A 10316-nucleotide genomic window follows, 5' to 3' on the forward strand; every position below is an offset into this window, starting at 1 on the left:
AAATCAAAGGCAGCTGCCAAATCCAGGTTAAGTCAGGTTTAGGTTAGACAATCTGCTGAACCGCATCACTTGAACAGCTATCAATCCCGCGAGAGCCATGTGACAACACGTGAGTGCCTAACCAAGTATACGGTCAGTTAAGGTCGTCTGAATTTTGGAATGATTAAGATTTACGGCTGAATAAACGAGCGAGTCTTCCGAGAGTCTTCTTCTCGTAAGCCCAAAAGAAGCTAAATTGCCCGAGCAGCAGAGCGTAAACCAGGAGTAGGACCTGATAAATCGGGAAGATCGCCAAGATGTAGACGGTCCACTTGACCCACGTGCTGGTTTCTTGAGTTAAACCAATGAGTTGAAAGAATGGTTCTTTGACTACAACAACGCTCATGCCGGTCAGACTGAATACCAAGAGCACCATTAAGACCTGAAAAACACTTTCAAGTCCCCAGCGTGCTCGAAGCCTCTGGATCCAGTGTGGGGTCGTGGTGTCGCTCATATTCTCTTCCGGCTTATTAGCATGCATCTGGCAAAATCCATGGGTATTGGAAATTACAGACCGCGCATAGCACCCGAAGCGCCTTCGCGTCGACCCCCATTTGCCTTAAGCAGCTTCTTCTTTGGATACTTGAGCCTTTTGAGTTTTGGGCTCACCCGCCGGCGGCTCTTCGAGCTGCGACTCCAGTAAGTCCGCCCATACAGTGAGGTATGTGATCACATCGTCGCGATTGTTGTGCTTCAGGCTGCGTTGCTGAGCAGGTAGCTGCGCCAGGACTTTACGGTCGGTTAGGTTCTCTAAGCTTTCAATATCATTGAGGTTAAGCCCAACATCGAGCATGGCTCCGATGATATCATCAATGGGCAGACCGCTGGTTTCGCAGTACTGGGCCGACACATCTCCCCAATCACCAACTCTCTTTAGAGCCTCGGCGTGAATCTCGCCTTTGCTTTTCAGAGTAAGCGTTTGAGCTAAGTGCCCGCAGTTACACGATCCAAGGTGCCCCCACTGATAAGGAGCTCCTGAACGTAAACGCACGGCAGTTTTTCGTAGAGCATAAATTAATTCTAGGGAGGCTTTTGCCATTTTCACAGATCCTTACAAACACATTTCACATAAGTGGTGAATCTTGGCATAGAATAACAAGGAGTAGTTCATCTGACACGCTAATTTAGAGAAAATTTAAGGCCCTGAACATTGTGATTGCCCAAAAACAAATCGAAGCTTTCCGCCGCGTAATGAAAACGCCTGCAGATCCTGACAACATCGACAGTATCGATTGGGATTTCTGTGACGTGATGGCTCCCCTTATGCAGAGCTTCACCAATTATTACTTTCGGTTGGAAGTCGAGGGCCTTGAGCAAGTGCCTCATGGTCCTGCATTGGTGGTTGGAAACCATAACTCAGGTGTTGGATTTTTCGAAGCACTCGGGGTGGGCGCCCACTGGTATCTGAACCGGGGCCGCAAGGATATCATGCACGGACTCGGTCACGATGCAGTGGTAAGTACACCCTACTTAAGCCGTATCGCTGTTCGCATGGGCATTGTTCGCGCCTCCCATGAAAACGCCAACGCTCTCTTTGCCGCCGGCCGCAAAGTGATGGTCTTCCCAGGTGGCAACCGTGAAGCTTTCCGGCCCTATAAAGAGCGGCATAAAATCGCCTTCGGAGACCGCCGAGGCTTTATCCGCCTTGCTCTCAAGCACAGTGTACCCATCATCCCCGTGGTCTATATCGGCGGGCACGAAGGCTTTTTTATCCTTCACGATGGTCAGTTCATCGCTAAGCTTCTTAAGCTAGATCGCATTTTGCGAACAGATACGTGGCCTCTTATGTTTGCGATGCCCTGGGGCTTAACCCTTGGACCTTGGATGCACATGCCACTGCCGACGAAGTGTAAGACCCGCTACCTCGAGCCCATCAGCCTGGAAAACTACAGCCCCGAGGATGTGGACAACCCACAAGCGCTTGATGAGATCTACGACAAAGTGACCACTGCCATGCAAATCGCCATGGATGATATGGCAACTGAACGAACTTTACCTATTTTAGGCTAAATCGTACCCCCTGCCCTGGTTGAACTTCCCCAATCTCCGAAATTCCCATATGAGCGGCTTATGGCGCTTATTTCTTTACGTAATATCACAGTCGGTTTCAGCGGTCCTCCAGTGCTAGACGATGTCGAGCTCACCATCGAGCGAGGCGAACGAGTCAGTATGGTGGGGCGTAACGGCCAAGGGAAAAGTACTCTGATGAAAGTCATCACGGGTACCCTCACTCAAGACTCTGGCCAAATTGCAGTAGAAGATGGGGCCAAGATAGCTTACCTGCCCCAAGATGTGCCGCAAGGAATCGCCGGTACCATTTATGAAGTGGTTGCACAGGGCCTCGGTAATACCGCAAACCTCCTCGCGCGCTATCAAGAGCTCACTGATAAACTTGCCGACTGCCAAAGTGATGAGACACTTGAGGAATTTGAATCCCTTCAACAAGCTCTCGATGCATGTAATGGTTGGACGCTTCAACAGCAGGTTGAAGATGTACTGGGTAAACTCCAGCTTCCAGGCGACATCACATTCGATACATTGAGCGGCGGGCAAAAAAGACGCACCCTTCTCGCTCAGGCTCTGGTGGGTAAACCAGATCTACTTATTCTAGATGAGCCAACCAACCATCTCGATATATCCACCATCACCTGGCTAGAAAAAGAATTGATGCATGCCGCTGGATCCCTACTCTTCGTCACTCACGATAGAGCTTTTCTTCGTAGCCTCGCCACTCGGATCATCGATTTGGACCGCGGACAACTCAAAAGCTATCAAGGAACTTGGGAAAACTACCTCGAGAAAAAGGCTGCAGACCTGCACGCTGAAGACAAAGCCTGGGAAAACGAAGACAAAGTCCTCGCGAAGGAAGAAACTTGGATTCGTCAAGGTATCAAAGCAAGGCGCACTCGCAATGAAGGGCGCGTTAGAGCTTTGAAGCAACTGCGCGTAGAGCGTAAAGCCCGGCGAGAACGTGTGGGCAATGTCAATTTAAAAATTCAAGACAAAAAGAAATCAGGTCACGAAGTCATCGAAGCAGTCGACTTGAGCTTTGAATGGGATAACCAAAAAGTCGTTCGAGACTTCTCCCTGAATGTCACCCGAGGTGACCGTATTGGAATCATCGGACCCAACGGCTGCGGTAAAACCACACTTATTAAACTCCTTCTTGGGTCATTAGAACCCCAAAAAGGTGAGGTGCATCAAGGGACAAAACTCGAAGTCTGCTACTTTGATCAGCTACGAGGCCAGCTCGACGAGAACAAAACCGTACAAGACAACTTGTGTGATGGCGGCGATACCGTGGGTGTGGACGGAGAACGACGCCACGTCATTGGCTATTTAAAAGACTTTCTATTCTCCGCAGACCGAGCCCGCCAACCGGTTCGCGTACTCTCTGGTGGTGAACGCAACCGTTTGCTACTCGCCAAACTCTTTACACAACCTGCCAATATGCTGGTCATGGATGAGCCTACCAATGACCTTGATAGCGAAACCTTGGAGCTTCTCGAAGTACTCTTGCTCAACTTCAAAGGCACTCTATTATTAGTCAGTCACGACCGAGAGTTTTTAAACAACGTTGTCACGAGCACCATCGTATTTGACCACGATGGCGAAGTACGAAATTACGTTGGCGGCTATGATGACTGGCTTCGTCAGCGACCCGTCGAATCTGAAAAAAAGGTTGTCAAAACCGAGAACAAACCTCAGGAAAAACCGCAACAAGAAAAAGCCCGTAAGCTTAACTTCAAAGAGAAGAAAGAGCTGGAAGCATTGCCTGTTCAAATTGAAAATCTCGAAAATGAACAAGCACAACTGCACGAGAAAATTGCAGACCCTGCATTTTATCAGCAACCAGCGGACGAGGTCACCGCAGTGACCCAAAGACTCTCATCTCTTGAAAAAGAGCTAGAAGACGTCTACGAGCGGTGGTCTGAACTCGATGCCATTGCCTCAGCTTGAAGCTTAAGCACCTTCTGCAGTACAGACATAAACTGTGCCTGTTTCTGAACTGATCCCTGCACAAGTAGAGTTCTGCGTGGTGCACATCGACACATCGGCACTCCCCTCTGCATTCGTACAGGAAGGTAAACAAATGGTACCACTGTTTCCGTTAGGCCCAGCCATCTCTTTACAATAACCCAGCGCGCCGTTTTCGTTGGTTGGCACACATTGAGTTCCCTGCATTGCTGTACCCGGTACATCACCGGATGAACAAGCCGAAAGACTCGGAGTTAAACAAACATTGGAAGCGCTATCACAGCCGACAAAAGAATAGACCGAGCAATCTGAATCAGACGAGCAGCCAGCGTCCGGGTTTAAACAAGCCTTGTAATCTGCCCGGGCACCATCTGTGCTTCCGGTTGTCATGTATTGCGTATATGCACCCATTCCAACCAAATCGAGATGCTGGCAAAAAGACATGTTGCTATCGGTCGAATCCGAAGCAACACAACTGTTGCTTGAACAATCTGGCAAACAAATCGAGCCGTCCCCATTATTCACACAACGACCAGCCTCATTTGCATCTTCAACCCCATCTAAATCGGAATCCACGGTACATGCAGTACCCGTAGGGGCAAATACTTGCTGCCCTTCCTCAATGGTCTCGCAAGCACTCTTAGATGGCACCATACATTGGCCGGCGCTACCACATCCAAAGCTAGTGGCTGGGCAGGATGCATCCGGAGAAGTGGTTGCTCCTACAACGGAACATGTAAGCGGTGTAGGCAAACATACACCAATTGTTTGTGTATCAGCGATGATACCAAATGGCTGGCAAACGCTGTTGGCATTCGTGCACACCTCTCTGTTACCAGCACTGTAGAAGTTCTCTAGACCCTGGCTACCACAAGTTGCCATGCAGCCTCCATTTACACAGATACCGTTCAAGAACATCCCAGCCCAATCATAACTGCAGCCTTCTCCATCATTCGAGCCGCCGCATGAGTAGTTACTTGGCGGCACACAACGGTAACCTTCTTCACCGAGGTCGACTTCATGACTGCCTGTAGGGCATTGGTTATCAATCGGAAATGTATCGTTGGCGACACACACATAAGCCGTTGACTCCGCGCCAATATTACCCGTTGGCAGACAGACAGAATTCGCGTTTTCACAGTTTGCCGACTCGTCGCAGGTTGCAAGACAGGAGCCGTCATAACATTTACCATTTAAACCGCTGTCACCCGAAACAAAGAAACAATGGCTTGTATCTGGCTGACCGTTGCATACATCAGCACTTGGATCGGCACATTCATACATACCATCGCCAAGGCTGATTTCATGGTCACCTGATTCACACATATCGTCTTGTATATAGGCAAGACACCGACCTGAATTCTGAAGATCACAGATTCCAGACACGCAATCCCCGTTGGAGCTACAGGTTGATGTTTCGTTACTCAGTTTACAAACCTGCTCTTCGCAAAGCGTCGCACGGAAGTTGTTCTGATTTGAGTAAGTGGCTGTACAAGCAGCTGTCGTGCACACACTGCAATCTTCATCAATCCAGCAAGCCTGACTCTTAATACAGCCGCCGCAATCCGGGCCACCGCAGTCTACATCGGTCTCCTTGCCATTTTTCAAACTATCGTTGCACGTGTTCGCTGTACAAATGTTTTCAGCACAACGTCCAGACTGGCAATCAGAGTCACCGCTACAGGTTTTTCCATTGATACAAGAGACGCAACTTCCACCGCAATCTGTATCTGTTTCAGACCCTGCATCCGTCGAACCGTTCAAGCAACTTGAGGCGTATGGTAGGCAATTTTTTAAATCGATTTCACACTGAGAGGTGCAGCTGAGAGTCGAGCCCGCCATGCCAAAATCCTCGCACGTCATACCACGGAAATTGGGCGAAGGCGAAAGGGGAATACCCGGGTCGCAAGCTTCAGAATAAACAACTTGAGGCACGCTATGATTACCCGAAATATAGGAGGTATCGATGTTACCATTGCCACAAGGATTTTGCTGGCAGAAGTCCATACGAAGCCGGCAGTTATCCTCACAGCCTGGCGAATTGCTCATGTTGTCCATACCCAAGCGAGCACCACCTGCGATGCCCTCCCATACAGACCGGCAACTGATCATATCCTCGGAGCCATCACAGGCTTCCTCCGGATGGTCTTTTTCATGATTGCCGCAACGGTACCCATAAGCACATTGCGAATAATCAAAACGACAATCGTTTCCACACGTCACGGAGCCGCTTCCCAAACCGAAGTTTTGGCACTGGTCAGCGTTGGGCGACACACCTCCGTCGCACTCCTCACCGGCTGAAGCCTGAACCATACCATCTCCGCAAGAAGGCTGAGGCACACATTGAGAATCATCAAATACGCAGCCGCTGGTGCAGCCGAGGGTACCACCGACATAGCCAAAGCTGGCGCAGGTATGGTCTCTACCGTCTACCCGGTCTGCGTTATAAACCCAGACCCTATCCGTCACTTCACCACCGGTTTCACCGCCGAACATGAATATTCCGCCGTCGCCAGACCCCAGAAGCATATTGCCAACATTCGCGCTTGGCCCGGAGCAACCCGTGCCGCTCCCACACTCGTGAGACCAGAGCCAAGCTTCTGTGGATGGGTTCATCTCCAAGCGCCAAAGAGCATCTGATGGGCCGTTGGTACCTTGGCCGCCCATGATATAAAAGAGCGGGGCTCCTGATTCTGAGCTACCTGCTGACATGCCGGCATCGCGTACACCGGGAGCACCCGTGCAACCAGAGTTACCACCGCAAAGTAGTTGCCAGCCGTCCTCACTGTAATTCCAGAACTCATCACTGTAGGAGCCATCCTCAAGCTGGCCACCAAACATATAAAAGGTTGATGAATTCATTCCGAAAAATGCTGCCCCTGCACGAGCACTCGGGCAGGTTCCTTGGCATTCCAGTTGTTGCCATGACGCCGCGTTGGCATCGAGAGGTCGCGTCCAAAGCCAATGGTCACTGAGTTTGTTGCCATTGGCGTCTTCACCGCCGAAGACCATCGCATTCACTGGCTCAGGAGTCGTTGGCCCAGCAAAGATCATGTTCTCTCGCGGCTCCGGGATGAACGAAACAAATACAAAGTCTTTTCTCGCCGAAGGACCACTGCAGCCGCTGTTGCCGCCACATAGCTGTGTCCACTGCGTATAGTCGGTATCGAGTGTCCAAAGTTCGTCAGAGAGACTTCCTGATTCCACAGCCTGACCACCGAAAAGTAGATACCCTGAGAGATTGTTACTGCTCCCAAAACCGTGGCCTCTGCGTCTATCAGGCGCCGAGTTCAGACAAGTGCTTGAAGTACAAACTGAGCGCCTTAAAAAGTCACCATCATTAGAATAAGTAATGAAAATGAGGTCGTCCCCACCACCATCACCGCCGCTCATCAACAATCCTTGATAACCAAAGGTAAATCTCGCATGAGCACGGCTTACACCCAAGCAACTGGTTCCGAGGCCGCAGTTAAGATCCCAACCTTTGCTAACATTCAAACAAGTTTCGGTTTCTTCCAAAATAAAATCGGAATCGCATGCCCACACACAATTTCCCTCAGTTGGTTGCCCACCATTGCTGTTGTCAATTGAGACATTCTCTGAACAAACATAACCCTCTGCACAAAAATTACTGCCGTCATCAAAGCATTCCGCCTCAGCATAATAAGCCACTCCAGAGTCAGATTGTCCGTCGTCATTCTCAACGGTTACAATCAACGGAACGCCGCCAATGGCATCGCCTGCTTGCCGATCACTTACTGCTGGTAAGGTTATCGGTGGAACAATCACTGAGAGCTGCGTTGAAGACGAGTAGGCTTGCTGAATCACCAACGGCGTACCGTTCGCCGTCACCACCGAGGATGCATCGCCTGCATTCGGAGCAAAGTTTGAACCCTTGAGCACAATGACGCCGCCCATTTGAGAGGGAACCGAGGACGGTGTGATCATTGTGATCACAGGACCCGCACCAGTATCGTCATAGCTTTCGCCGTGACACACATAGAAAACCTGATCCACTTCGCCAGCGTCCAAAGCCCCATCGCCTGCAGTCGCTCCCCCGGCTCCATCGTCAAGCCCGATGGAAATGGCATATCCGCCATAAGCACAGTTGGCACCTTCAGCTTCAGCTGCGGTGTTCATCAACGAACTGATGCCCGCAGGTCCATTACAGACGGTCTGAGAACTCACCACTTCACCAGGTACCTCTAAAGTGCCGTTCGCATTCGTATCCACACCACTGTGAACGACCACTCCACCGGTTGCACAGTTTTGACTGTCTACCTCAAGCACAATCAAGCTGGCTGCTCCGGTGTCGCCCTGAACGCCATTACAAACCGTGGCGACTGACCATTCAGCCTCATCCAGGGTTCCGTTACCATCTGCATCAACACCGTAGTAAATATTCGAGCCACCGGTCGTGCATTCGTCGCCAGCTTCAACCACATCCACAATGGTACTCGTTCCCGTAGCGCCATTGCAGATATAGGTCACAGTCGGGTTCTCATCTTGCTCTAAGATACCGTTACCGTTGGCGTCCAAACCCGTCTCAACCTTTTGACCGCCCGTCAAACATTGATCCCCAGGACTCTCTTCGGTCACGAAAATTAGACTGTTCAAACCAGGAGTACCCTGCGCAGCATTACAAATCGTAAACGACTGAGTTTCACCCCCATCGGCAACACCGTTGCCGTTAGCGTCAACACCCGTGGTGATCTCAATACCACCTAGCGGACATTGTTCAGAAGGCCCCACCGGTGCATTGCTAACCAAAGCACTTGAACCATCATCGCCCTGACAAATGTGGTCCGTGGTCGAAACCTCATCCGCGTTCAAGGTCCCGTCTCCGTTCACATCCAAGCCGGTCTCAATCTTAAAGCCGGCCACAGAACACGGCTCAGCGTTTACGGGGGTTGTTTTAATCAGGCTCGATAAACCCGCAACACCTACAGGCCCGTTACAAATTGCCTGCTCACCGGTAATTTCGCTGTTTTCTAGTAAACCAGAACCATTTGTATCGCGCCCAACTTGAACCAAGACACCGCCAGCAGAACATACTGCGGGATCTTCCCCAAGTGGCGTCGCCGTGATTAGGGAGTCATGTCCTTCACAAATCCACTGGGAAGAATCGACTTCATCTTCGGATAAATCTCCAGAAGCATTGTCATCTTGACCCGTCTTGATTTCGACGCCGCCCTGTGGGCACTGAACAGAGTTGGTGATTGAACCTGTTTCCACGAGGACGTTTAATCCATCTGCGCCATTGCACACATACGAGATATCAAACTCTTCACCTGCATCGATAATCTCGTTGCCATTATTATCACCGGCCAAAATCAGCTTGTGGCCGCCAAAGGAACAATTATCTCCTGCGAGCTCCACAGATATTTCGGCCAAAATGGAAATACCATCAACGCCGTGACAGACGTTCCAAGAATGCTGGTATTCAGCTGGCTGCAAGCCGGCCTCACCGTTTGTGTCTAAACCCGAGTAGACGACATGTCCGCCGTTGGCACAGGCCTCGCCAGGGTCCAGTGTCTGCGTCTCTAAAAGCGACGCGTCGCCCTTCTCACCGTGACAAATCATTTGCACCTGAGTTGGGTCACCGTCCATCACTTGGTCACCATCTTCATCGTATCCAATGCGAATCTCGACGCCGCCAAAAGTTGTGCAATTTTCAGATTCACCTGGACCTAGGTTTTCAGTTTCCACCACTGCGGAAAGTCCATCTTCGCCGTCGAGGGCGTCCACGCCGTTACACAGTGTATAGAAACCAATCGTAATATCGCTCTCATCAAGGTCGCGGTCATTGTCTACATCCCAGCCGTAATCCACGCGGTAACCGCCGTTTGCACAGTCTTCTTCGCCGGGTAAAAGCTCCGACGGAACACCAAGGCCAGCATAACCATTCACGCCGGGCGCACCGTTGCAAATATGACTGGCCGATGGCGCAGGTTCGTCTGCCTGCGTAAGTTCACCGTCCTCGTCGCTATCAAATCCTGTTAATAATTCGTAACCACCGTAAGGACACAGTTCCCCTGGTTCCAGTATTGCTGAAGTGACCAAGGCCGTGAGGCCATTGGAGCCGTCCACCCCTTGACCACCATTACAAACATTACGAACAATGAGTGTTTCGGCAGATTCATCACTCAGAGTACCGTAAGGGTCTGTATCCAAACCTGTGGTAATCTTGTGACCGCCAGCAAGCCCGCAATCACCCGTTTCACTGCTTTCGATGTCTTCGATTTCAACAAGACTATTAAGCCCTGGAGCAGGCGTACAAACATACGAAATATTCAAAA

The 10316-nt window shown here is 50.6% G+C and carries 5 protein-coding genes; 2 read left to right on the forward strand and 3 right to left on the reverse strand.

What is annotated here, in order from left to right; translation table 11 throughout:
• Nucleotides 1-163 precede the first annotated feature (163 nt).
• Both HOK28_21460 and HOK28_21465 read right to left on the reverse strand, forming a co-directional pair.
• Nucleotides 164-493, reverse strand: a complete 330-nt coding sequence (locus tag HOK28_21460; GenBank protein MBT6435676.1) for a hypothetical protein — start codon at nt 491-493, stop codon at nt 164-166.
• 105 nt (nt 494-598) lie between these two features.
• On the reverse strand, nt 599-1078 hold the full coding sequence (locus tag HOK28_21465; GenBank protein MBT6435677.1) for a hypothetical protein: 480 nt from the start codon (nt 1076-1078) through the stop codon (nt 599-601).
• 152 nt (nt 1079-1230) lie between these two features.
• Between HOK28_21465 and HOK28_21470 the strand changes: the two genes are divergently transcribed.
• Nucleotides 1231-2049 (forward strand): acyltransferase family protein, encoded by an 819-nt coding sequence (locus HOK28_21470; GenBank protein MBT6435678.1) that lies wholly within the window; start codon nt 1231-1233, stop codon nt 2047-2049.
• Between the two features lie 60 nt (nt 2050-2109).
• The gene (locus tag HOK28_21475) at nt 2110-3999 is read left to right on the forward strand and encodes an ATP-binding cassette domain-containing protein (protein MBT6435679.1); all 1890 of its coding nucleotides are present in this window, start codon (nt 2110-2112) and stop codon (nt 3997-3999) included.
• 3 nt (nt 4000-4002) lie between these two features.
• On the opposite strand, the gene HOK28_21480 is transcribed toward HOK28_21475, so the two are convergent.
• Nucleotides 4003-10316: IPT/TIG domain-containing protein (locus HOK28_21480; GenBank protein MBT6435680.1), on the reverse strand; the 6314-nt coding region annotated here is incomplete at its 5' end.

The organism is Deltaproteobacteria bacterium (assembly GCA_018668695.1).
GTDB lineage: Bacteria > Myxococcota > XYA12-FULL-58-9 > XYA12-FULL-58-9 > JABJBS01 > JABJBS01.